Source organism: Ruegeria sp. CDSB117, from assembly GCF_059611005.1.
This window is the reverse complement of sequence record NZ_JBXWOS010000016.1, coordinates 37,303-61,848: the sequence shown is the minus strand read 5'-3', so window position 1 is coordinate 61,848 and position 24,546 is coordinate 37,303. Positions and strand designations below refer to the sequence as shown.

Below are 24,546 nucleotides of genomic sequence, written 5' to 3'. Positions count from 1 at the left end.
GTGGTCTAAGGATGATTATTCGGCGGTTTTGTAGAGGTTCTTGGAATACCAGTTCTGCTCTACGTTGTTGACCGGCCAGTTACCGACATCGCTGTCCATCATGTAGACGCCAGCATAGTGATAGATCGGGATAACGGGGGTCTCTTGCGCGATAATGCGCTCGACCTCGGTGTACAGAGGTGCCGCATCGTCAGAGGTTTTGGCTTCGGACAGCAGTTCATCAACGCGGGCGTTGTTGTACTTACCGTCGTTATAACCAGAATCCGACTGCAGCAGGTCGAGGAAGGTCGATGCTTCGTTATAGTCGCCACACCATGCGCCACGGGCCAGATCGAAGTTCTGATTTCCGCGTTCTTCCAGGAAGATCTTCCATTCCATGTTAGCCAACTCTGCGTTGACGCCCAGCTTTTGCTTCCACATTTGGCTCAGCGCCACGGCGACCTTCTTGTGTGCTTCAGAGGTGTTGTACACCATCTCAAAGCTCAGCGGGTTGTCAGGACCATAACCAGCCGCGGCCAGCAGTTCCTTGGCCAGTTCGTCACGCTCTGCCTGAGACATCGACGCCATTTCTACGTCCGGAACGTCAAAGCCTGCGGTTGCTGCCGGGGCAAAGGTATAAGCCTGCGGCTGCCCACCTGCCATGATGTTCTCGGTGATGATCTTACGATCAACTGCCAGGGACAGCGCCTGACGGACGTTCGGGTCCTTGAAGGCTTCGGGGCCACCATCGGACAGGTTGAACGTGTAATAATAGTTACACAGGCGCGGGAAGCTGATTGCTTCTTCCGGGTGCTCTTTTTGCAAGCGTGGGAACTGACCTGCGGGAACTTCTGTGCGGTCCAGCTCACCTGCCAGGTAACGGGTCAGCGCGACGTTTTCGTCGTTGATGACCAGTGCCACGACTTTTTCGATGATCGTGTTGTCGTTATCCCAGTAGTTTTCGTTCCGCTCACGAACCGAACGTTCCTGCGGCAGATGCTCGGTCAGGACGTATGCACCGTTCGATACGATGTTTTCAGGCTTGGTCCAGGCGTCGCCAAACTCTTCGATAACTTTCTGCGGGGCAGGGAAAGTGGTCGAATGCGTGGTCATTTGCGGGAAGTACGGCAGCGGTGCGCTGAGCGTCACTTCAAGCGTGTGGTCGTCGATGGCTTTAACGCCCAAGTCGTCAACCGACTTGTCACCTGCGATGATTTCAGATGCGTTCTCGATCGACATCAGTTCCATGAACCATGCATAGGGCGAGGACAGGGCGGGATCGACGGCACGTTTCCAGGCAAAAACAAAATCGCTGGCGGTTACCGGATCACCATTCGACCACTTCGCATCGTCGCGCAGGGTAAAGGTGTAAACGTCTTTGGAGTCGTTGGTGGTGTAACCGGTGGCAACACCGGGGACCAGATTGCCGTCTTCGTCCTGGTTCATCAGGCCTTCGAACAGGTCACGCACGATCTCGGCGCCGGAAACATCCTCAACAACTTGAGGATCGACCGAGCTGTGTTCGTCCAGAATACGATAGGTAAAGGTCTGGTCATCCGCCAACGCTTCGCCGGTAGTCGGATGGGTTCCGGCGGCAAATGCAGCACCGGTTATCATGGTCGAGGTCAATAGCCCCGCAAGAGATGTACGAATATACTTGTTCATGTTTTTCAACTCCCGTTTTTTATTAAGCAACCCACGCGCATCCCTTCAGGATGGCTGAGGGCCACCATGTTTGTCCGACCCAGAAAGAGACCGGGACTGGTTCGAATTTTGCTTTTTCAGATCGCAATGAACACCGCGTCGCAGTCTTTCGGTTTGCAGTCGGGAACGTGTTTGCAAAAGTCGCCTTTCACTGATGTCGAACGTGGCATTATTTCAAAAAAGGTTAAAGCCTTTGCCTTAAAATTGGGCAACCAGAGGTGGAATGTGAATGGAAACGGGGGTGCAGTGGAAATTTTATGTTGAAACTCGGAGGCTTCGTGACATTTTCGTGAAGGGTGCCGATTTTCGTTTGGTTGTTTCCGTCGGGTCAAACAGCTGAGGGGTATCTGGATCAGGGCGAATCGCTACTGTTTCAGGCTGGCCTTCATTCCCGCATCAGGAAAGCAGGTAGGAGCTTGGCCGATCGATTCTTGCCAGCGTCCGATCGAACGACGGGTTTTGAACCCGGGTAGGCCATCCGCCCCTCCGACGTCGTGCCCTTGTTGTTCCAGTTTGCGCTGCATGGCAGCGATATCGGATCGGTACATGGCGTCGATCTTGCCCCAGCGACCAGAAAAATTGCCAACGCCATATTGAATGCGGTCTCCGACGTGTCCAACGAACAAGGCATACAGATCGCTTTTGTTGTATTCCTTGAGGACATAGAAGTTCGGCGTGACGACAAAGGCAGGGCCGTTCCGCCCGGCGGGCATCATCAAATACCCATCTCCGGCCAGTTCATGTTTTGGAAACGGCTTGCCTGACACGCGCGCAATTCCCATTGCGGCCCAGTCCCGAATGGGTCTGCCTTGGTCAGGACCTTCCAGCGCGCAGGATATGGTGTCAGGAACAACGACTTCGAACCCCCAATCGAGCCCGGCCCTCCAGCTATGCTGCGCCAGATAGTTCCCGATAGAGGCAATTGTATCTTCGGCTGAGGTCCAAATGTCAGCTTTCCCGTCCGCGTTCCCGTCGGCCGCATAGGTCAGGAAATTGGAGGGCATGAATTGCGGTTGGCCCAAAGCGCCCGCCCAGCTGCTTTTCATTGTGCCCGGCGGTGCATCGCCCGCTTCGGCGATTTGCAGCGCCGCGATCAGCTCTTTGGTAAAATAGTCAGCGCGGGTACTCATGAACCCTTTGGTGCCCAGCACCTGGAAGGTGTTGTGTCGAATGGGAACTTGCCCATAGCCGCTCTCACGACCCCAGATGGCCAGAATGATGCGGGCGGGCACGCCTGTTTCGGCCTCGACGCGCGCCAAGGTTGCGGCGTGTCGCCGGGCCATCTGCCGCCCGACGGATGTCGCGCCCTGAACGGAGCCCGCGTTGAAGTATCGACCCGGGGAGCCAAATTCAGCCTGTTTTTGCCGTTTCGGGGTTTTGTTCGGTTGCCCCGGAGGCACCAGATCCGGCAATTTCCAGTTCAGCGTCACACCGTCAAAGGCCTGTTGCATCGTGCGCCTGGAAACACCCTTGGCTCTGGCCTTTGGCCAGATGGTGTCTTGCAGCCAAGACTGGAATTGTCTTTCAACCGCAGCACGATCTTGCGCGGTTGCACTTGTGGACAGGCACCAAAGACCCAGGACGAACATGATCCATCGCATCGCTTAAGGTCTGGCTTGGTCAAAGCCGCAAGTCAACAGCGGTTTTCCCGTGGTTTTGTCTGCGCCTATTCCCACCGTTGATCAGGGTCGGCGGCCGAGCGCCGACCTATTTGGGAAAAAGCCTTGAGAAATTTCATTTGTCTGCCGATAGTTGGCGCGAGAGATTGCTTTAGGAGGACAATCAGGCGTGGCCCTATTCCGAATGTCACCAAAGGCGATGCAGGTTGTGATTGTCGCTGCGGCTCTCTCTGCTACGGCGCAAGCTGCCGGTGCAAGTGACAGTTTCATGGACCCACAAGGTCCGATTGCCGCTGTCCAAAAAGTGCATCTTTTCCGCGCAACTGTCCTGATCCTGTTGGCGGTTGTTCCGGTTCTTGTTCTGGTGCCGCTGATTGCCTTTCGGTATCGGCGGCGCAAAGAAGGCGGAGCCATATACCGGCCCAAGTGGGATTTCTCCGGTCCGTTGGAGTTCGTTATGTGGGGCGTGCCGGTTCTGATTGTCGTGCTGCTATCTTTCTATCTGTGGAAGGCGACCCACCGATTGGACCCATATTCGGATCGCTTTGGCGAAATGCCCGCGCTGAACGTTCAGGTCGTCGGATTGGATTGGAAATGGCTGTTCATCTACCCCGATCTTGGCATCGCCAGCGTCGGAGAGCTTGGCATCCCCGTCAAACAGCAGGTCGCAATGACACTGACGACCGATACTGTGATGCAGTCCTTCATGATCCCTGCTTTGGCAGGCCAGATTTATGCAATGCCCGGTATGACTACGGAATTGCATGTTGTGTCGGATGTGGCTGCAACAATGCAGGGCGAAAACACCCAGTATAATGGGCGCGGGTTCACCAAACAGAAGTTCCAAACCGTTGCCATGTCCGTCGAGGAATTCAACGAATGGGTCGACAAGGTGCGCAGTAACGGCATTGCGCTGAATGACGAGACCTATCGCATTTTGGCCATGCGGACGGACCGGGACGAGGTGCAAGCCGCGTTGGGAACCGCGCAAATGCCAGATAACGCGTTGTATTTCACGCTGGAGGGCAGCAACCTGTTTCATTCAATTGTGCATCGGTATCACGGCAACAATGCTCTGACCGCCGACCAGCAGCCGGGGACGGTAGAATTCGGGCAGGAGGCGCAGCAATGACCACCAATGGTTCTGGCTTCTTCGGCCGCCTGAATTGGGACGCGTTTCCGATTACAGGGCTTATTCAGAATCCTAACACGAACGAGATTGTCGCCAACACTGCCGCTGCGATAGTGATTGTCGGTGTCATCGTCGTCGTTGGATCATTAACGTGGTTTCGCCTTTGGGGACCATTGTGGCGCGATTGGCTGACCAGTTCGGATCACAAGAAGATCGGCATCATGTACATCGTCTTTGCAATCGTCATGCTGGCGCGCGGTGTGTTGGAAGGCGTGGTAATGCGTGCGCAGCAGGCGGCAGGGCCGGGCGACGGGTTTCTAGAGGCCGAGCATTTTGCCGAGCTCTTCAGTACTCACGGGACCATCATGATCTTCTTCGTCGCCGTACCATTTGTGTTCGGTCTTGCGAATTTCCTGATACCGCTGATGATCGGCGCTCGCGATGTGGCTTTCCCCGTGATGAACCAAATCAGCCTTGGGCTGACCGTCTCAGCCGGGATGATGCTGATGGTCTCGCTTGTGGTGGGCGAGTTTTCGACTGGCGGCTGGACAGCATACCCGCCGTACACTGGTGCGGCGTTCAATCCCGGTGTTGGCCCTGACTACTGGATCTGGGCGATCGTCGTCTCTGGTGTCGGAACCACACTTACGGGCATCAATTTTGCAGTCACGATCTATAAGCTGCGCGCGCCGGGCATGAAATTCATGCGGCTGCCGATGTATTGCTGGACAATCATCTGCAGCTCAATCCTGATCGTCTTTGCCATGCCGCCTCTGGGCGTTGCCGCACTGATGCTTGCAGCGGACCGGTATCTGGACTTTCATTTTTTCACCAACGACCTTGGCGGCAACATGATGAACTATGCCAATATGTTCTGGCTGTTTGGTCATCCCGAAGTCTATTTGCTGGTTCTGCCGGCCTACGGTATCTACTCAGAGGTCTTCGCAACCTTCTCGGCCAAGCGCCTGTACGGCTACAACTCGCTGGTAATCGCCACCATGTCGATTGCGGTGTTGTCATTCACTGTCTGGCTGCACCATTTCTTCACCATGGGTCAAAGCGCGCTGATCAACGCCGTGTTTGGCATCGCTACAATGCTAATTGCTATCCCGACAGGGGTGAAGGTCTATGACTGGATGGCTACCTTGTTCCGCGGGCGAATCCGGTTTTCGGTGCCAATGCTCTATGGGTTGTCTTTCTTGATGTTGTTTGTCATCGGCGGGCTTTCCGGTGTGATCCTCGCAAACCCAACAGTGGACTATCAGGTCCACAACACGCTATTTCTTGTCGCCCACTTCCACAATGTCCTGTTGCCGGGTGTGCTGTTCGGATTGCTTGCCGGATACAACTATTGGTTCCCCAAAGCTTTCGGGTTCCGCCTGAACGAATTCTGGGGCCGCGTCTCGGTTGCGTTGTGGACCGTCGGGTTCATGCTGACATTCCTGCCGCTGTATTTCGTCGGCCTGATGGGAATGCCACGCAGGTCATTCAGTTGGGAGGACCCGAGCTTCCACCCGTACATGATCGTCGCCGTCGTCGGCGCGCTGATCATATTGGCGGCTTTGCTGTCGGTGATCGTGCAACTGTGGGTTAGTATCCGTGATCGGGAAAAGGCACGCGTTCCGGTCGGTGATCCATGGGATGCGCATACGTTGGAATGGTCGATCCCGGCCCCGCCGCCTTCCTACAATTTTGCCATCATCCCCCATGTGACCGATCGAGACGATTTCGCCGCCGCGAAAGAGCGCGGCAACGCGTATCCGTCGCCTGATGCCTATGAGGATATCTCGGTTCCGTTAAACACTGGCATAGGGTTCAGTCTCTGCGTGCTCAGTGGGGTTTGGATGTTTGCGCTGGTCTGGTGGATTTGGTGGTTGGCAGCGTTGATGACAATCTTGATGCTTGCATCCTTTATCGCGTGGACGTTTAAGGCCGAAACAGAGCGGGTCATCCCGGCAGACGACGTGCGTAAGCAGCACGAAGCCTGGTTGGATCTGGTTCACAATTCTACGCCCGTTGACCGTGATCACGAAACTGCCCCGGAAAATCGCGGATTGGCCCGCTCTGATCTGGAGGCCGTGACATGAAACGCGCGCCCACCCACAGCTATCCCGGCCTGAACCTTGGACGGCGGCACGCAAGTGCCGACAAGGCAAGCGAAGTCGTCACCTTTGGGTTCTGGGTCTTTCTGATGAGCGATCTGGTCTATTTCGGGCTGATGTTCGCGATCTACATCACGATGATCGACGCACAGGCAGGCGGACCCGGGCCGCACGAGCTGTTCGACCTTAAAAGCATCTTTGCGCAGACACTGATCCTTTTGACCAGCAGCCTTACCGTGGGTCTGGCGTTGCTTGCGCTCAAATACAATCTTCCGCGGTGGCGGATCATATTCTGGTTCTTCGTGACTCTGGTTCTTGGTCTCAGTTTTCTGGTTCTGGAGATCCGCGATTTCATGGCGATGGCGGAAAAGGGCGGTATCCCTCAGCGTAGCGGTTTTCTGTCCGCGTTTTATGGCTTGGTACCCCTTCACGGCCTGCACGTTACAGCAGGGTGCATTTGGCTGATCGTGCTGGGCATTCAGCTAAGGGTCTTTGGCCTGACTGATCTCCTGATGTCACGCGTGGTGCGGCTGGCGTTGTTCTGGCACTTTCTGGACCTCATCTGGATCGGCATCATCACGATCGTTTATTTCGGAGGGCTGACTTATGGATAAACGTAGCGAAATGCATCGCCGCGAGCGCCGCCGTTATGTGATCGGCTATGGTGGGTCGCTTTTGTTGACCTTTGCAGTTTTCGGAATCGCTTATCGTTACGGCATTGAGACAAAGGGCGTTTACCTTGCAATCAGTCTGCTTGGGTTGGCTCAGCTGATCGTACAGCTGGTTTATTTCCTGCACATCGACCGACGTCGCAGCAGCCGCGAAGATCTGGACCTTATCCTGTTTTCCACGATGGTGCTGCTGATCATCATTCTTGGAACTGTTTGGATCATGGGTAATCTGGCGGTTCGGATGCACACGTTTCCAATGTGACGTTCGGCCAAGCCAAATGAAGGGGGCTGGTTCATGAAATCTCTTAAGGTCGTTGGCGCGGTGGTCATCTTGGGCGCAATTGCCGTCGGGCTGCTGTTGTACTGGCGCCATCAGGAACGATACCCTTCGACCGATGACGCCTATGTGGGGGCGAACATCATATACGTGGCACCACAAGTCACCGGTCAGGTTGCCGAAGTGCTTGTGATTGAGAACCAGCCGGTCAAAACCGGGGACTTGCTGTTCACAATCGACGATACGCAATTCAAAGCTTCGGTCGATCAGGCCAAGGCCAACCTCGACAGCGCGGTGCAGCAGGCGCAGTCTTACGGTACGCAGATCGCGGCTGCACAAGCAGTGGTCGACAGCACGCAGTCGGCCTACAATACGGCTCAGAGCAATCTGGAACGTGCTAAGGCGCTGTTTTCAGATGGTGATCTGGCGCAGGCGTCACTGGATCAGACCAGTTCGGAATTTGCGCGCGCCGCGGCGCAACTTACCACAAGCCAATCCGCCCTGTTGGCCTTACAAAGTGGTTTGGCGGCCAAACAGGACGATATACTGTCATCGCAAGCCCAAGTGGAAATTGCTCAGGCCAATCAAAATTGGACCAAGATCTTTGCATCGGCAGATGGGTGGATCGCCAACTTGACTCTCAGGCCCGGATCGTCGGTTTCAGCTAACGCGCCGCAGTTTTCGATCGTCGAGTCGTCTGATTGGTGGGTGGATGCCAATTTCAAAGAGACATCACTGCCGCGCATTCGTCCGGGTCAGCAGGTCACGGTAAAGATCGACATGATGCCGGGCGTCACCCTGACGGGCAAAGTTGCGTCAATCGGACGGGGGTCGGGGGATACGTTTTCGCTTCTGCCGTCCGAAAATGCCAGCGGCAATTGGGTCAAGGTGACGAGGCGCTTTCCGGTGCGGGTTGAACTTGATCCCACGGATGCCCCATTGCGCGTGGGCGGCAGTAGCAAGGTGACCGTGGATACCACACCGCAGGCCCAAAAATGACATCCCCGGCAGCAGGCCACATCAATCCGGTGATTGTGGTTGCTGTTGTCCTCAGCGCTATTCTTGAGGTGCTCGACAGCACTATCGTCAATGTCGCGCTGCCTCATATTCAGGCCGCTTTCGGCGCGACAACCGATCAAGCCACATGGATACTGACAAGCTATATCGTATCGGCCGTTGTGGTCATGCCGCTGACGGGCTTTGTCGCCCGCCGTGTTGGCCGTCGACGCCTGATCCTGACTGCTGTGACCGGGTTTGCGACGATGTCGGTCATGTGTGGCCTGTCCTGGAGTCTTGAGACCATCGTCGCCTTTCGCCTGGCCCAAGGCATGTTCGGCGCCTTTCTGATCCCGTTGTCTCAATCCATTCTGTTCGACGCCTACCCCCGTGAAAAACGTGGGCAAGCGATGGCGGTTTTCGGTTTGGGAGTCGTTGTCGCCCCTGTGCTGGGCCCCACGGTAGGAGCAATCCTGACCGAGTACTTCTCGTGGCGAATGGTGTTCTTCGTGAACCTGCCGGTAGCCGCGATGGCGTTGCTTTTGTTGGCCGGAGAGTTGCCAGACGATGAAACAGAAGAAGTTCGCATCGATTGGACCGGTCTTGCCCTTCTGGCCATCGGAATTGGCTGCCTTCAGTTTTTTCTGGATCAGGGAGAAACCAAGGACTGGCTGTCATCGCGTATCATTCAGGTTGCAGTAATCGCGTCGATTTTGGGTGCGCTTGGTTTCATCATTCATGTTTTGACCACCGAGAAGCCGGTAGTCGATTTGCGGTTTTTTGCGGATCGCAATTTTGCGCTGTGCAATCTGGTCATCGCTGGATTTGCGATTTCCCTTTTTGGGGGTATCGCGATCCTGCCGACTTTCGTTCAGAATCTGCTGGATTATCCGGTCATCACATCCGGACATCTGTTTATACCGCGAGGCGTCGCGGCGGGGCTGTCGATGGTTCTGACCGGCGCAGTTCTGGTCACGCGTTTTGACCCGCGCGTTCTGGCTGGTTTGGGCATGCTTCTGACGGCCGTCAGCAATTTCATGATGGGCAGGCTCAACATGGATGCAGGTTTTTGGGAACTGGCATGGCCAGGAGCAGTAAGTGGTCTGGGGATGGGGCTGGTGTTTGTGCCAATGTCGATTTTGGCTTTCGAGAGCATCTCGAAGACCCGTCAGGACGAAGCATCCGGCCTGTTCAATGTGACCCGCCAGCTTGGGTCATCGGTTGGTATTTCTCTGGTGGGCACTTGGGTCGTTCGTGGGCTTCAGACAAACACAGCTATTCTCAGCCAAAATGTGACGCCCTATAACCCGGCCGCGCAAGCTTATCTTGCGCCACTGAACCTGACGCCAGACAGTGCGCAGGGGGCGGCCATTCTGGGGCAGGAGATCGCGCAGCAGGCTGAACTGATTTCATATCTAACCGTGTTCAACAATCTGGGGCTTTTGGCTTTGGCGACCATTCCGCTGCTGTTCTTTTGCAAAGCACCTAAACCTGGAACGCAGACGTCGGTGCCTGCACATTAACGCATTACGAACAAGCCAAATGCCAATGCCGCCCAGCAAAGACCCAGGCTGAGCAATATATTGCCCGCCGCCAGCGCAACGGTCCGTTCGCGTCTGAGTTCCAGCGACTGATAGGCAAAACTGGAAAAGGTTGTGAAGCCGCCACAAAAGCCAAAGACCAGGCGTCTTTGTTCTTCGCCCATCTCATTTGATCCTCCGAGGTATCCGATCCACAAACCCAACAGCAGGCTACCCAGAACGTTTACGATCAGGGTCGAAAACGGCAGGTCATGAACAATCCGCAGTGCGATCAAGTGGCGCAAAACGGCCCCTAAACCGCCGCCTAATCCGAACATCGCGTGCAGGAACAATTCGCTCATTCGGTCGCCCTCGGTGGAAGAAAGCGTCTTCCGATAGCCTCACCCAGAATGGCTGCTGCCAGTCCCGCGGCGATTTCCAACGCGGCGGCTGAGACTGCGATCCAGATGTTGGACAAGGCTAACCGCTCCAATTCCGCAACAAATGAGGAAAAGGTCGACAGGCCACCACAAAAGCCGACAGCACCAAGATGCAGAACATGGGCATGGACGCGGTTTCGCACCGAATACAGCCACCCAAGTATGAAACAGGCCACGATATTGATGCCAAAGGTCTGCGTCAGAAAACCGGCACCCGGTATATTCACCGAGAACAACTCGCGCAGTAGCGACCCAACCGCGCCGCCAATGAACACGGCTCCGAACATCCATGCCGTGGTCCGAACATGCGTTCGTTTCTGTGTCACAGCCTGCCGTCCTGCCCCTATCTCGTTTCTTCGGGCATAATAGCTGAAGTTGCCTGGATCAACCGTGACCAATGTCCGCGCAACATTTCACATCTTCGCCCGATTACGTGAAGGCGGGCACAATCGCTTGCAATCTAACAGCGATTTGCCCCACGTTTGGCGAACACCTCGGCTGCTACCGCAGGCCGGAAAGCACGCGACCCTGGGAGAGCACGAATGATTGTACGCAGACTCTATTACTTCATTGCATATGTGTGTCTGCCGCTGACCTTGTTGTGGGGTTTTTTCTGGCCGCCCGCCCATTGGTTGCTAGTTGTGCTCATTCCATATGCCGTGATCGGCCTCTATGATATGCTGACGACCAAGCACAACGTGCTGAACAACTATCCGGTCCTAGGGCATTTCCGGTATATGCTGGAGTTCGTCAGTCCGGAAATCCGGCAGTATTTTGTTGAAACCAACGAAAGTGGCCGCCCTTTTAACAGGATCGTACGATCACTTGTCTACTCGCGTGCCAAAGGACAGGTGGATACGCAGGCGTTTGGTACGCAATACGACGTCCTGTCAGTCGGATACCATCGTGCTAACCACTCGCTTGCGCCCAGGCATGTAGATGAAAGCGAAGAACGGATCATGCTGGGTGGGCCGCAATGCACGCAGCCATACAGCGCGTCGCGGCTGAACGTTTCCGCCATGAGCTTTGGGGCACTCAGCGCCAATGCTATCCGCGCTCTGAATGGCGGCGCCAAGGACGGAGGATTTGCGCATAACACCGGGGAAGGCGGCCTGTCCCCGCATCATCTGGCCGAGGGTGGCGACATCATTTGGCAGATCGGAACAGGCTATTTCGGCTGCCGCACGCCCGAGGGCGGTTTTGACAAGGACCTGTTTGCCGAGAAGGCCAAAAAGGACGTTGTCAAAGCGATTGAAATCAAGCTGTCGCAGGGGGCCAAGCCGTCGCATGGCGGGGTGTTGCCCGCGGCAAAAGTGGATAAGGAGATCGCAGAAATCCGCGGCGTACCCGAACATCAGGACGTGATATCTCCGCCCATTCACTCGGCCTTCGAAGGTCCGACAGGGTTGATCCATTTTGTGCAACATCTGCGGGAAATGTCTGGCGGCAAGCCGATCGGATTCAAGCTGTGTATTGGCAGACCGTCCGAATTCATGGCGATTTGCAAGGCGATGCTTGAAACAGGCATTCTGCCGGACTTCATCACAATCGATGGCGCCGAAGGCGGTACAGGTGCCGCTCCGGTCGAATTCACCAACCGTTTGGGCATGCCGTTGAACGAAGCGCTGATCTTCGTCAATAATTGCCTGCGTGGCGTTGGTCTGCGCGACAAAATCCGGATTATCTGTTCGGGTAAGGTGGCCACAGGCTACGATATGGTCGAAAAATTCGCGCTGGGGGCAGATATGTGCAATGCGGCCCGTGCGATGATGTTTGCCGTAGGATGCATTCAGGCGTTGCATTGCAACACCAACCGCTGCCCGTCCGGCGTTGCCACTCAGGACCCGATACGGGGCAGGGCGGTCAATGTTCCGCAAAAACGCCAGCGCGTACACCGCTTTCACGATGCGACCTTGGAAAGCTTCCGCGAACTTTTGGGCGCTATGGGCAAAGACAAGGTGTCCGAGCTTCACCCGGTAGATATCCGTCGCCGTACGGCAGACGAGCGGGAACGGTCTTATGCCGAACTCTATACCCTTATCGACGAGGGCGTTTTGCTGACAGACACAATACCGTCCGACTACGCGGCCGATTGGAAACTTGCCTCGGCGGATCGCTTTTAATTTTTTTGGAGATATCGCCAAGGATTGACGTTTTCGATCCGTCATACTCAGTGTGATGCGTATGAAAACATCGGATGAAGACTTGGCCAGGGCCGCCGCGGACGGGGACGCTGAGGCGTTTGCGACCCTGTTGCAGCGCCATTACGACCAGGTCTTTCGTCTGGCTTTTCGTCTGACTGGACGGGCTGATCAGGCTGAGGATATCACACAGGATATCTGTGCGGCGCTGCCCACCAAAATTGCAGGCTTTCGGGCGCAGGCCAAGTTCACGACTTGGCTTTATCGCGTTGTCGTCAACGCGGCCGAGGACGCTCGGCGTCGCCAAGCAAGTCACAGTCGCGCTGCCGCAGGGTGGGGTGATGTGGAGCAATTGCGCCGGGCAGAGGCGACCGAAACGGCCCAAGCAATGGATTGGTTGCAGCGCGCCATGCGGTCTCTGCCACTCGATTTGCAAGACACACTGGCCCTAACATTAGAGGATGAAATGACACACGCCGAAGCTGCAGCAGTTCTGGGCGTGTCCGAAGGCACCGTGTCCTGGCGCATGTCGGACATTCGCAAACGTCTGCGCGCCCTGCGACAAGAGGAATTGGCACCATGACCGATGATCTTGATGACTTCAAAGCCTTGATGGATGCTGCGACGCCGGCACCAGATGCCGAACGGCGGGCGCAAAACTTAAAACGGGCTCAGAAAAATTATGCACACAGCCAAGGATCGCATGCTGCGATGCGTCCGACTGTTAAGCGAGGCCCAATGGCCCGCATGACAGAAGGAGCGAAATCCATGTTGAATGCTTTGTCCCATCGCGGCGCCCTAACCGCGACAACCGCAATTGCCGCTGTTGCGCTGATTATGTTCGTGCCGCAATCCCGCGACATCGTTGTGCAGCCCCTATCGCGCAGCGAAAGCCCTGCGCCCGCACCCGAAGCAGATTCTGCCGTATTGGAAGAACCCGTCGTTGAGGCCCCGGTCGTTGTTGAAGAGTATGCCGCGCCCGTGCGATCCAAAGCGGCCGCCCCTCAGCAAGGCGTTTCGGGCTTGGTTGCTGGAAACACTGCGCGACTTGGCGTCACTTCGGGCGATGCTACTCATATGATGGTTGAACGCGAGGTGGGAATTCTGCCCCTCTCGGATACCGAGGCGTTTTCAAACGCTGAAGCCAATCCTCTGAAAGTCACCAGTGAAGAGCCTGTTTCCACCTTTTCTATTGACGTCGATACGGCCTCGTATTCGATCGTCCGGTCCTCTCTTATGCGCGGTCAGCTTCCACCCAAGGATGCCGTCCGTGTCGAAGAGATGGTAAATTATTTTCCTTACTCCTACCCCGCGCCAGAAGGGGACGCGCCGTTCCGGCCGACGATCACAGTAACACCGACGCCTTGGAATGAGGGTACTCAGCTTGTGCATGTCGGTATCCAAGGAGCATTGCCGCAGATTGAGGACCGACCACCGCTGAATCTGGTCTTTCTGATCGATACGTCGGGATCGATGCATGATGCCAACAAACTACCACTGTTAAAACAATCGTTCCGTTTGATGCTGTCAGAGTTGCGAGATGAGGACGAGGTCTCGATCGTGACCTATGCCGGAAGCGCGGGGCAGGTTCTGGAACCCACTGCGGTCGTGGAACGTGACAAAATCCTCGGCGCGCTCGACCAGTTGGAGGCAGGCGGTTCGACCGCAGGTCAGGCCGGGTTGCAACAGGCATATCAGGTAGCCGAAAGCATGAGCGCCGACGACGAGGTCACGCGCGTCATCCTGGCAACGGATGGCGACTTTAATGTTGGCTTGTCTGATCCTAATGCGCTGAAAGACTTCATAGCAAATAAACGTGACAGCGGTACGTTTCTGAGTGTTTTGGGTTTTGGCCGGGGTAATCTGGATGATGCCACGATGCAGGCACTTGCCCAGAACGGAAACGGACAGGCCGCGTATATCGACACGCTGAGCGAGGCGCAAAAAGTCCTGGTGGACCAGTTGACCGGCGCATTGTTCCCAATCGCAAACGACGTCAAAATCCAGGTTGAGTTCAACCCGTCACAAATCGCCGAATATCGCCTGATCGGATACGAGACGCGCGCGTTGCGTCGGGAAGATTTCACCAATGACAAAGTGGACGCCGGCGATATCGGCGCAGGCCACTCGGTCACGGCGATTTACGAGGTCACGCCTGTTGGTTCAGACGCCATCCTGAACGACCCGTTGCGCTATGGTGCCCAAGCGGTGCGCGATGGTTCGGATGAGATCGGGTTTTTCAAGCTGCGTTACAAAATGTCGGGATCTGACCAGAGTCAGTTGATCGAACAGCCCATTGCGGCGCTGCAGGGCGAGGCTACAGACGATGTCCGCTTTTCCTATGCCATCGCCGGATTCGGGCAGTTATTGCGCGGTGCAGAGTATCTGGGGAACTGGTCCTACGACGATGCGATCGGATTGGCAAACGCTGCGCGTGGCGAAGATCTCTTTGGGTACAGGGCCGAAGCTGCCACGCTCATGCGGCTTGCGCAAACGTTGTCAAGGTAACAGCGGGCAATGGGGCGCTGCGTTGGGCAGCGCCCGTGTCCTGTCAATACGATCTTTGGTTGTTGGCCGCATGTGTATTGATCCGGCGCACGCTCCACTCTACAGCGTCGCGCATGGTCCTGCCCAAAGCATCGTCAAAGGCTTTCACAAGGTCAGGCGTCGCATCGCTGGCAGAGGCAACAACTTCCCGAAATGAACTGGACGCGATGATCTTGTCTTCGAATTCATCAATGATCTTAATGTTCATGCGCACTTCGACGCGAATGGTTTTTGTCCCCTCAACATCGCTGACGACGAACCCCTGAAATTCGCGCAGGTCCGGAACGATGACATAATCTGCGCGCAGACCCACGGTTGAGCGACCAACAGCGGCCACCTTGCCGCTGTTTTCATAGCTTTCGACCAACAGCGCCTGTACGATAAGCGGTGCACGGTCGACCCATCTGGCGCGCGGTAGATATTGCACCTGCAATGGGGTTGGCTGAACAGCGATCTGATCGGTATTGACCGCGGCCGTAGCCGTCGGTTCCTGTACAACGATTTGTTTTTGCACACGCGGCAACGAAGACGAAAAGGTGCTTTTCGGCGTCAAAAGATACAGGTCGTTTGGCTTGGAGGCCTGCCTCAGCGTACCCAACCCGGTGCATGCGCCCAGCGACACCAACGCCAGAACCAAAAGAAACAGCCTGATCATTGGCGAAACTCCGAAGCTTGGGTTCCCAGTAAGAAGCGTGCCGGGTCACGTTCGACCTTGTCCACCAGCCGATCCAGGCTGATTACCAATCGTTGCGACTCTTCTACGAAACGTGTGAATTGCGGCAGGCCGACGCGGAGGAAGTCGGACAATTGCCGTCGGTTGTCCTGAACGATGCCGTCGATGGTGCCCAGCAACTCGGACGCCGATCGCGATGCATTAAGGATATCGGCCGAAATTTCGTCCAACTTGCTTGTGACATTTGACACTGTTGAGGCGACCTGATTGGCCGCATTGCGGATATCGTCCATGACTGCGCCGACGTCTTTGTTGATGACCTCATTGGCCGAGTTAAAAGCGCGTTCCGCAGAAGCCAATGTGGTGTTTGCTGTATCCATCGCTGCCGTGATTGACCCCAGTGTTTTGTTTGCATTCACAAAGGTCTCGGTCGCGGTCGCCAAGGCGACGCTGCCTTCGTCGGACAGGCCGGTCAGGCGTTCTGCCAATGTCGAGGCGCGATCGATAAATGGTTTCACGTCGTCCTGTATTATGCGATCGGCCGATTCAATTGTGGTCTTGGCGCTGTTCAGTGTTTCCGTTGCGGACTCGGATGCAGTTTTTACGCTTTTGAGTGTGTCTGTCCCTGTCGTCAGGGTGGTTTCGGCTGTGTCGGCCAATTTATCAAGCCGCGTTGTAAAGTTGCCCAGTTGCTTGGCAGCGCCGCCAAGGTCGGTGGACAAGCTTTCGAAATCTGTCAGCGTTTTGTCCAGCCTGCCGGATGCAGAAGCCAGGTTGTCCAAAATTTTGCTGACGGATTGGCGGTTCTTGTCGTCAACGACCGAATTCAGACTCTCAAGCAGGGTAACCGCCTCATCCAGAACTTTCGGGGCACCTTCGAACAAGGATTGAATCGCGCTGCGCTTGCTTTTGATTACGCTGTTTTCCGGCAAGGGTTTGTCGCTGCTTTTGCCACCCGTCAGCTCAACATAACTGACGCCAGTTACGCCCAGAGATTGTAGCTGCGCGATGGTATCTTCGGTGACGGGTATGTCGGCATCTACTTCAAGCTTAACGCGCACCTTTGACGGATCGTCCTCGTCCAGGTTCAACGAAATCACCTGACCAACGGGCAAGCCGTTGAAGCTTACGCCGCCCGCAGAGGAGAGGCCCGATACGTTTTCGAACAGAACGTCGTAATATGCGTATTGGCGCGACACCTCGAATTTCGCGAGCCATAGGAAAAACCCGAAGGCACCAAGGATGCCCGCGATTGTGAACGCGCCGATCAGGATATAGTTTGCCCGGGTTTCCATAGCCTTTACCTGTCCTGACCCTTCTCTTGCGCCGCGCGGGCCCGGGGGCCGGTGAAATACTCTTGAACCCAAGGATGGTCGACTTTGGTCATTTCTTCAATCGGACCTTCAACCAGAACCCGTTTTTCTGCGAGCACTGCGACCCTATCGCAAATGGCATAAAGACTATCGAGGTCATGCGTGACCATAAAGACCGTCAAGCCTAATGCATGCTGCAATTCGCCGATCAACTCGTCATACGCAGCCGCGCCGATTGGGTCGAGACCCGCGGTCGGCTCGTCCAGAAACACAATTTCCGGGTCCAACGCCAAGGCGCGGGCAAGGGCGGCGCGTTTGCGCATTCCGCCGGACAATTCGGAAGGCAATTTCCCGCAACTCAGTTGCGGCAAACCGACAAGGCTGATCTTCAGGTTACCAAGCGCGCACATCAGGTTTTCGCTCAGCCCTGTATGTTCGCGCAGTGGCGCCATCACGTTCTGCAAGACCGTCAGCGAGGAAAACAATGCCCCATCCTGAAAGGCAACGCCCCAGCGACGCTCAATCCGGCGGCGTTCCTGCTCTGGGCCATTCAATACGTCGACACCCAGCACCTCGATGCTGCCCGCCGCGGGTCTGTTCAAGCCCACAATCGTGCGCAGCAGAACCGATTTGCCAGTTCCCGATCCGCCGACGATCCCCAGAACTTCACCACGCCACACATCCAGATTCAGATTCTGATGTACAACTTGAGGCCCAAACTGGTTTGTAAGATTGCGAACGCGGATAACCGCTTCGCGTTGAGCGTCGGATTTAGAAGTTTGTTCCAGCGTCGTACCGTCCAACTCAGACCTCCATCACCGAAAAGAAGATCGAGAACAAAGCATCCAAAGCGATCACCAGAAAGATGGATTGCACAACCGAAGCCGTGGTTCGTTGCCCGACGGATTGGGCAGATCCCTTGACCTGCATGGCCTGCCAACAAGCAATTACGCCGATGACCAAAGCAAAGAAGGGGGCCTTGATCATGCCAATGGCGAATTGCCAAATACCGGTGTTCTCTTTCAGGCGTGTGACGAACATGCCCGGGCTAACACCCAGGTCAATCCAACTCATCAATCCGCCGCCGATAAGGGCGGCAAGGTCGGCGATGAAACCAAGGATCGGCAGCATGATCAACAGGGCAACAACACGCGGGATCACCAACACCTCGATTGGGTCCAAACCCAACGTGCGCATTGCGTCGATCTCTTCCTGAACCTTCATCGAGCCAATCGAGGCGGTAAAAGCCGATCCTGAACGCCCCGCAACGATTATCGCTGTCAGCAAAATGCCGAGCTCACGCAAAACTGAGATCGAAATCAATTCGACCACGAAAATCTCGGCGCCGAACTGCTTTAGCTGGGTTGCGCCCTGAAAGGCCAGTACGACGCCGATCAGGAACCCCATAAGGGCAACGATCGGGATGGCCTTGAGTCCGGTCTCTTCCATTTGCGAGACCAAGGCCGCTTTGCGTAGACGGCGCGGCATTAGAATTGTACGGACAAGGCGATGCAGCGTCAGACCCAGGAAGCCCAGCAGGGATAGCATGTCTTTTCCGGCCTGGGCGGTGCGTTCCCCGACACTTGCGACCCAGTCGGTAAAACTGCGCTTTTCAGTTGCCACACCGGGGTCGTCGGGAATGTTTTCCGCCACGGTGTCTAAAAGAGCGGAATGGGCGGGCTTTAACCCTTCATAATGTACGGTCGCGCCACTTGCCTTTGCGCGCCGTGCAACATCGGCAATCAGCCATGCGCCACCGGTATCCAGTGCTCCGACCTTCGAAAGATCGACTGTTAGTTCGTCTCTGTCAGCGCTAAACTCTTCAAACGCCTTTTCGACCGTGTCCAGGGATTGAGTCACCAAATCACCCGAAACCCGCAGGTAAACGCCGTTGGCGTCACGGTCCGACTGTATCACTGGCTGCGTCATGAGCGTATGTGATGGCAAAGGACATTGACCTGCAACGGATTTTTGCGAACTGTGTTGTATTTATTGGCGCTCAATAGCGTCTAAGTGACATCTCCAGACACGAAGGTCGTGGTTGTGGTTGGTTTTGCGCTCAACTGGGCCGACCGGTGCAAGATCATTTCAAATAAATCTGTTGCTTCTGTTGCATGGGCGCGCGGGGCGAAAACCTGACGAGTCGTGACTCAGGTGTTGCGGGGTTCTGCGAACCAAGACAGAGTTCGCTCTGGCGCCACTGACGTGGAATCAGGGAGAGCGAAATGCGACACGTTAAGAATGTTTTGTTCATCATCATAGATCAGTTGCGCGCCGACTGTCTGAACGGCGCTTTAGCGGCCCATGTCGATCTGCCAAACCTGCGTGCATTCATGGACGAGGCGGTGACGTTTGACCGGCATTTTTCGGTGACCAACCCCTGTGGCCCTTCGCGTGTGTCAATCCTGACCGGGCAATATGCGATGAACCACCGGTCGGTTCGCAATGGAACCCCGTTGCGGCATGATACCCCGAACATCGCGACCGAAATGCGCAAAGCCGGCTATCTGCCCATGCTGTTTGGATACACGGATACATCCGCCGACCCTAGGGTGCATGATCACAACGATCCGATCCTGAAATCCTATGAACACCCGATGGCTGGGTTTCATGAGGTCCTCGAAATGCGGTTGGAGGAATCCTATCCTTGGCGCGGACATCTGATGCAAAAGGGTTATGCGTTCGAAAACTACTGGGACGTTCACAAGCCGGTCGCGCCGGATGGGGGTGATCCCCGGTTGAATGACCCGGCGATGTATCGGGCGGAAGACAGTGATACTGCGTTCCTGACCGACGTGTTCTTGAACAGCATGGCGCCTTATGTCGGCAAAAACTGGTTTGCCCATCTGACCTATATTCGACCACACCCGCCATTGGTCGCCCCGGCGCCATACAACGATATGTGTGACCCAGCGACCTTGCCCCGACCCGCAGGGTTCTCTGATCCGATGGATGAACGGGCGATGCACCCGTTTATTGGCCCGACAATTGACAATACCTCCGCCGGTGACTTTGTTTTGGGCTTTGACGGGGTTGAGCCGACGCTTGAAAACATCCAAACGCTGCGCGCGGTTTATCTGGGTCTTGCAACTGAGGTTGACCATCACATCGGGCGTGTCGTCCAGTTCCTGAAGGACAGTGGTCAATACGACAACACGATGGTTGTCATCACTGCGGACCACGGAGAGATGCTGGGCGACCGACACAGCTGGGGTAAGATGGCGGTCTTTGACGCCGCCTATAAAACGCCATTGATGATTAGGGACCCCAACAATCAATCGCACGCCGGATCGGTGATCTCGGTACCGACGGAATCCATCGACATAACGCCGACGATTTTGGATTGGGTCAGCCAGCCGATCCCGAATTCCATGGACGGCCGGTCGTTGCTGCCGCTGTTGCAAGGGCAAATCCCCGACGATTGGCGCACATATTCCTTCAGCGAATTGGATTTTGCCGAACCCGAGCAGCCAACAATCTGGCAGCAGGTTTTGGGGACGGGCAATAGCAACTCGTGCCTTGGCATCCTGAGGGATGAGCGTTTCACGCTTGTCGAGTTCGCCGCAGACCTTCCGCCCATGCTGTTTGATCAGCAGGATGGTGGAGAATTGCGGAACAATGCAAATGATCCCGAATATATGTCGGTCTTGATGCGCCTAACCAGACAAATGTTGCGCCATCGCATGCAAAATATGGATCATACACTGTCCCTGGATTCCATTACGGCGGATGGTCCCAGGACCAAATCCAGGTATTGAACGCAAAATATTTGCGACCCGTTTTTCCAACCTGTCGCGCTGTTGCCCTCTACACCTGTAACAGATCCGGTGTTACGCATGTGTCGCGGGGAGGATGGATTTGGAAATAACCGAGCAACAGATAAAATCCATGACGACGGCCGGTCTGAATCTGATCGGCCAGGCTCTGTCAATTTATGACAGCCAACTTCGGCTGGTGGTCAGCAATCGACCGTTTCAGACAATGTTCGATTTGCCGGACCATCTCGTTCAGCCCGGCGCATTGTTCAGTGACACAATCCGACACCTCGCATCCAGTGGCGAATACGGCGATGTCGATGATGTCGAAGCGGCTGTCGATCTGCGTGTCAATCAAGCTCTGACCTTCGAAACTCACTATATCGAACGTGTTCGGGCCAATGGCCAGGTCATATCGGTCGAAGGGGCCCCCCTGCCCAAAGGCGGATGGGTGGCGGTCTACACGGACATCACCAATACCAAACAGGCTGAGGCCCTGTTGCGTGCCCGTTCCGAGGAGCTGTCTGGTCAGTTGCTCGACCGAGCTGAAGAACTGTCAGCAACGAACAGAAAACTGGCGGCCACAAACTCGGCTTTGGAAGAAGCCAAACGCCAATTGACAGAGATCGAAGCGCGCACCCGTATGACGACCGAGATGATGCCGGCCCATATTGCACATCTGGACGCCAAAGGCTGCTACGATTACTCCAACCGGCGGCTAAACTCGGTCATGCCAGGTCGCCCGTCCGAGATCTTGGGTATGCACATTTCTAAGGCTTTGGGCTCTGCCGCTTTTACACGGGTCCAGGCGCATCTGCAAAAGGCCTATGCCGGAGAAACCTCTGTTTTCGAATTTACCGAGGATCAGGATTCCAGGCGCATTCGCGTATCCTTCACACCTGATGGCGAAGGTGGTGTTTACATCATGTCCGTCGACATCACTGAGGAAACGCAAGCGCGCGTCGCGCTGCAACAAACCCGTCGCCGCGCGATGGCCGCACAAATGACCAGCGGGTTGGCGCATGATTTCTCGAACCTTTTGACCATTATTCTGGGCATGCAGTCCAGGCTGGAAAAGATGGATTTGCCGGAAGATGCTCGTGAGCTGATTGACGCGACCAAGCAGACAGCGCGCAGGGGTGGGCAACTGTTGAATCGCATCGCCGATATGACGGGTAACCGGACACCTCAACCCAAAGCGACGGACATGCGCGGATTGCTTGAGGATTTGCGCATTCTGGCCTCTCCATCCCTGCCGCGCGGGGTCGGCTTGTCGGTGGTTAATACGTTGCCGGACAAAGCTCTGATGCTGGATCCCGGGATGGTTCAGGACGCCTTGCTGAACCTGGTTTTGAACGCGCGGGATGCTTGTGGAGAATCCGGCCAGATCACAATCAGCGCCCATACCATTGGTGAGATATGGACCGAAATCGCAGTGTCAGACACTGGCCCCGGGTTTTCGAAAGATGCATTGGAAAAGGCGTTGAACCCGTTTTTCACAACCAAAGGCGACAAAGGGTCGGGTCTTGGTCTGCCGATGGTCTACGACACCGTCAAGCTGGCCGGCGGCGACCTGAGTTTGCGCAATACTCCGTCAGGTGCATCGGTCATTTTGCGACTGCCGTACCGAGCAGCCCTGCCAGTACAGGAAGGGTTGGTTCTGTTGGTCGAAGACAGCGACGATCTGCGCAGTCAGTTCCGCGATATGTTGGTCGACATCGGGTTTGCAGTAATTGAGGCGACGTCTTGTGACGAAGCCATCACCCTGGCAAAAGATGTCAAAGACATTGCTTTGGTGCTGTCCGATATTCGCCTTGAAGGGCAGGAGACGGGTTTGGATCTTTTGGCAAAACTGGAGCCCGCGTTGCCCCGTATCCTTATGACATCCTTGCCTTATTCCGATCCGTTGTATCGCGAGGCGCTGAAACGCGCGCCGGTGCTGCGGAAACCCTTCACCCGGGCGCAACTGTCTGCCCTGATCCGTGACGAGGCTGCCTGATGACCCAACCGCTGGTAACCATTGTCGATGATGAGCCCGAGATACGGCGCATTCTGACCGACGCGCTTGAAGAAGCAGGGTTTCGCACACAGAGCTTTGCGCGCGCGCGGGAATTCGAAGCGTCGCTCAAACGGGTTACGCCGGACGTATGTCTGGTTGATTTGTCCCTGCCGGATACGGATGGGTTGGCACTGGTCCATCGGCTGGCATTGGAGCAGGGGGCTTCGGTCATCATCATTTCTGGTCGTGCGCAGGTACAGGATCGCGTCACCGGTCTGGAACTGGGGGCGGATGACTATATTACCAAGCCGTTCGACCCGGCCGAAGTTGTGGCACGCATTCGGGCGCGGTTGCGATCCCCCAAGGCGCAGACCGCACAATCTGACGTGGCACGTTTCAACGGCTGGACGGCCTACTTTGATCGCTACATCCTAGAAGACGGATCCGGTGCCGAAACTCCGTTCAGCCATGCAGAGGGCGAAGTTCTGAAGCTGTTTCTGGAAAGTCCCAAGCGATTGATCAGCCGCACTCAGATGCAAGATGCTCTGGGTGGTGCTGCCGGCGACAGTTTTGATCGTGCGATGGATGTCAGAATTTCCAGGTTGCGGACCAAACTGGGCGAAGACCCCAAAAACCCTCGCCTGATCAAGACAATTTATGGTGCCGGATATATATTTTTGGGCGATGTTGAATGGTAAGCACTGGTCAAAACGACGACCTGCCGCACAAAAAGACAGGGCGCTGTTCCGGTCGTGTCGCGGTTTTTTGACTGAGGTAGACGAAAACGCATGCCTTGGTGCTTGTTGATGTTAATCAATCGCGAGCAGGTTTCTGAGTGATTTCCTTGAAACGCTGCCACTTCCCCACGCGTTTGGATGAAACCTATCTGCGAGTTCGCGGTAAGTGGGTGCAAATTTATTGAGGCGTCAACATAGCACGAAAAAGTCAGTTCACACCCGGACTCCCTCTGTTTCTGCGGCTTGCTCAATTGGCAAGGAGCAGCGCCACTTGAGCGGTTCAAATTGAAAGTTGGTGCACGGTTGGCTTTGACCTCTCCCGGTTTCCGGTCAGGTATTCATGCGGCCTTTCGGGTTTCGGTTAGTTGGGCCACGATTACGTTCAGCGTCAAGTTTCCGAGCGAAGAATATGACCTGTTTTCACAATAGTCGTGCCTCCACTTGTTGATCTGGGTTTGCGTGCCATCCATGGACAATAACCATGACGCGTCCTCGTCTGACTAGGCGGGCAAAACGCCTGCCCATTCGTCACGTCCCGCTACGATCAATCCCCTGGACCGCAGAAGTTCGGTCAATGATCCGTCTTCCAGACCAACATCCAGAAACTCGTAGTTTTCCAGTGCCGTAGCATCGGCATTACCCATCCGGCCGAGAGCGAGGGCCGGAGTGCGGGTTTCAAGCTGGATATTACACTAGGCCAGCGCAACGCTCCAGCCTGACCGATCACGCGCCAAAGCCGATAATTGCGTTCGGAGGGGTTCATAACAACTTCATTATTCAAGACATCGCAAGGTCGCGCTGGTCTCGCGTAGTATCATCGCTTTTACTTCACGCAGGCTCGAATTGAAGCAAAAATAGAGCCACACCGTGTGGGAGTTGTCCTAGCGAGGCAATCGATAGCGCAAGTAGCAGACTAACGATGAATTCATCGAAGTCATCAA

At 55.6% G+C, this 24,546-nt stretch carries 21 protein-coding genes; 12 read left to right on the top strand and 9 right to left on the bottom strand.

Annotated elements, in window-relative coordinates; all coding sequences use genetic code 11:
* Positions 1-15: 15 nt before the first annotated feature.
* Both AC2FJC_RS16765 and AC2FJC_RS16760 read right to left on the bottom strand, forming a co-directional pair.
* Complete coding sequence (locus tag AC2FJC_RS16765; protein ID WP_496740344.1) at positions 16-1,644, bottom strand: peptide ABC transporter substrate-binding protein; 1,629 nt, start codon at positions 1,642-1,644, stop codon at positions 16-18.
* A gap of 404 nt (positions 1,645-2,048) precedes the next feature.
* Positions 2,049-3,272, bottom strand: a complete 1,224-nt coding sequence (locus AC2FJC_RS16760; RefSeq protein WP_496740343.1) for a lytic murein transglycosylase — start codon at positions 3,270-3,272, stop codon at positions 2,049-2,051.
* Between the two features lie 199 nt (positions 3,273-3,471).
* Between AC2FJC_RS16760 and AC2FJC_RS16755 the strand changes: the two genes are divergently transcribed.
* From AC2FJC_RS16755 to AC2FJC_RS16730, 6 genes are read left to right on the top strand one after another with little or no spacing between them, the layout of a single operon-like run.
* Positions 3,472-4,434 carry a cytochrome ubiquinol oxidase subunit II family protein gene (locus tag AC2FJC_RS16755; RefSeq protein WP_496740342.1) on the top strand — a complete coding sequence of 321 codons (963 nt, stop codon included), beginning with the start codon at positions 3,472-3,474 and terminating at the stop codon, positions 4,432-4,434.
* Positions 4,431-6,521 (top strand): cbb3-type cytochrome c oxidase subunit I, encoded by a 2,091-nt coding sequence (locus AC2FJC_RS16750; protein ID WP_496740341.1) that lies wholly within the window; start codon positions 4,431-4,433, stop codon positions 6,519-6,521. Before AC2FJC_RS16755 ends, AC2FJC_RS16750 begins: the two co-directional genes overlap by 4 nt.
* Entirely contained in the window at positions 6,518-7,150 is a 633-nt protein-coding gene (locus AC2FJC_RS16745) for a cytochrome c oxidase subunit 3 (RefSeq protein ID WP_496736047.1), read from the top strand. Before AC2FJC_RS16750 ends, AC2FJC_RS16745 begins: the two co-directional genes overlap by 4 nt.
* Positions 7,143-7,469, top strand: a complete 327-nt coding sequence (locus tag AC2FJC_RS16740; protein WP_113790775.1) for a cytochrome o ubiquinol oxidase subunit IV — start codon at positions 7,143-7,145, stop codon at positions 7,467-7,469. Before AC2FJC_RS16745 ends, AC2FJC_RS16740 begins: the two co-directional genes overlap by 8 nt.
* 33 nt (positions 7,470-7,502) lie before the next feature.
* Positions 7,503-8,483, top strand: a complete 981-nt coding sequence (locus AC2FJC_RS16735; protein WP_496723163.1) for an HlyD family secretion protein — start codon at positions 7,503-7,505, stop codon at positions 8,481-8,483.
* Positions 8,480-10,003, top strand: a complete 1,524-nt coding sequence (locus AC2FJC_RS16730; protein WP_496740340.1) for a DHA2 family efflux MFS transporter permease subunit — start codon at positions 8,480-8,482, stop codon at positions 10,001-10,003. Before AC2FJC_RS16735 ends, AC2FJC_RS16730 begins: the two co-directional genes overlap by 4 nt.
* On the opposite strand, the gene AC2FJC_RS16725 is transcribed toward AC2FJC_RS16730, so the two are convergent.
* Together AC2FJC_RS16725 and AC2FJC_RS16720 are read right to left on the bottom strand one after the other, a co-directional pair.
* Complete coding sequence (locus tag AC2FJC_RS16725) at positions 10,000-10,362, bottom strand: fluoride efflux transporter FluC (protein WP_496740339.1); 363 nt, start codon at positions 10,360-10,362, stop codon at positions 10,000-10,002. The two genes, AC2FJC_RS16730 and AC2FJC_RS16725, sit on opposite strands and share 4 nt — an antisense overlap.
* Positions 10,359-10,766, bottom strand: coding sequence for a FluC/FEX family fluoride channel (locus AC2FJC_RS16720; RefSeq protein ID WP_496740338.1), 408 nt, complete (start codon positions 10,764-10,766; stop codon positions 10,359-10,361). The genes AC2FJC_RS16725 and AC2FJC_RS16720 overlap by 4 nt, the downstream gene beginning before the upstream one ends.
* Positions 10,767-10,982: 216 nt before the next feature.
* Between AC2FJC_RS16720 and AC2FJC_RS16715 the strand changes: the two genes are divergently transcribed.
* From AC2FJC_RS16715 to AC2FJC_RS16705, 3 genes are all read left to right on the top strand, one after another.
* Positions 10,983-12,563 carry an FMN-binding glutamate synthase family protein gene (locus AC2FJC_RS16715; protein ID WP_496740337.1) on the top strand — a complete coding sequence of 527 codons (1,581 nt, stop codon included), beginning with the start codon at positions 10,983-10,985 and terminating at the stop codon, positions 12,561-12,563.
* 61 nt (positions 12,564-12,624) lie between these two features.
* Positions 12,625-13,164: an RNA polymerase sigma factor gene (locus tag AC2FJC_RS16710; protein ID WP_496740336.1), complete on the top strand. Its 540-nt coding sequence runs from the start codon at positions 12,625-12,627 to the stop codon at positions 13,162-13,164.
* Entirely contained in the window at positions 13,161-15,089 is a 1,929-nt protein-coding gene (locus tag AC2FJC_RS16705; RefSeq protein WP_496740335.1) for a vWA domain-containing protein, read from the top strand. The genes AC2FJC_RS16710 and AC2FJC_RS16705 overlap by 4 nt, the downstream gene beginning before the upstream one ends.
* A 43-nt stretch (positions 15,090-15,132) precedes the next feature.
* Here the strand turns inward: AC2FJC_RS16705 and AC2FJC_RS16700 are convergent, their stop codons facing one another.
* From AC2FJC_RS16700 to AC2FJC_RS16685, 4 genes are read right to left on the bottom strand one after another with little or no spacing between them, the layout of a single operon-like run.
* On the bottom strand, positions 15,133-15,783 hold the full coding sequence (locus AC2FJC_RS16700) for an ABC-type transport auxiliary lipoprotein family protein (protein ID WP_496740334.1): 651 nt from the start codon (positions 15,781-15,783) through the stop codon (positions 15,133-15,135).
* On the bottom strand, positions 15,780-17,096 hold the full coding sequence (locus tag AC2FJC_RS16695; RefSeq protein ID WP_496740333.1) for an MlaD family protein: 1,317 nt from the start codon (positions 17,094-17,096) through the stop codon (positions 15,780-15,782). The genes AC2FJC_RS16700 and AC2FJC_RS16695 overlap by 4 nt, the downstream gene beginning before the upstream one ends.
* Before the next feature lie 5 nt (positions 17,097-17,101).
* Positions 17,102-17,917, bottom strand: coding sequence for an ABC transporter ATP-binding protein (locus tag AC2FJC_RS16690; protein ID WP_472725066.1), 816 nt, complete (start codon positions 17,915-17,917; stop codon positions 17,102-17,104).
* A 1-nt stretch (position 17,918) separates the two neighbouring features.
* Positions 17,919-19,043 carry an ABC transporter permease gene (locus AC2FJC_RS16685; RefSeq protein WP_496725046.1) on the bottom strand — a complete coding sequence of 375 codons (1,125 nt, stop codon included), beginning with the start codon at positions 19,041-19,043 and terminating at the stop codon, positions 17,919-17,921.
* Between the two features lie 296 nt (positions 19,044-19,339).
* Between AC2FJC_RS16685 and AC2FJC_RS16680 the strand changes: the two genes are divergently transcribed.
* The 3 genes from AC2FJC_RS16680 (at position 19,340) to AC2FJC_RS16670 (ending at position 23,566) form a co-directional block, all read left to right on the top strand.
* Positions 19,340-20,872: a sulfatase-like hydrolase/transferase gene (locus tag AC2FJC_RS16680; RefSeq protein WP_496740332.1), complete on the top strand. Its 1,533-nt coding sequence runs from the start codon at positions 19,340-19,342 to the stop codon at positions 20,870-20,872.
* Positions 20,873-21,002: 130 nt separating this feature from the next.
* The gene (locus AC2FJC_RS16675) at positions 21,003-22,868 is read left to right on the top strand and encodes a PAS-domain containing protein (RefSeq protein WP_496740331.1); all 1,866 of its coding nucleotides are present in this window, start codon (positions 21,003-21,005) and stop codon (positions 22,866-22,868) included.
* Positions 22,868-23,566 (top strand): response regulator transcription factor, encoded by a 699-nt coding sequence (locus AC2FJC_RS16670; RefSeq protein ID WP_496725040.1) that lies wholly within the window; start codon positions 22,868-22,870, stop codon positions 23,564-23,566. The genes AC2FJC_RS16675 and AC2FJC_RS16670 overlap by 1 nt, the downstream gene beginning before the upstream one ends.
* 539 nt (positions 23,567-24,105) lie before the next feature.
* Here the strand turns inward: AC2FJC_RS16670 and AC2FJC_RS16665 are convergent.
* Positions 24,106-24,249, bottom strand: coding sequence for a hypothetical protein (locus tag AC2FJC_RS16665; RefSeq protein WP_496740330.1), 144 nt, complete (start codon positions 24,247-24,249; stop codon positions 24,106-24,108).
* Positions 24,250-24,546 lie beyond the last annotated feature (297 nt).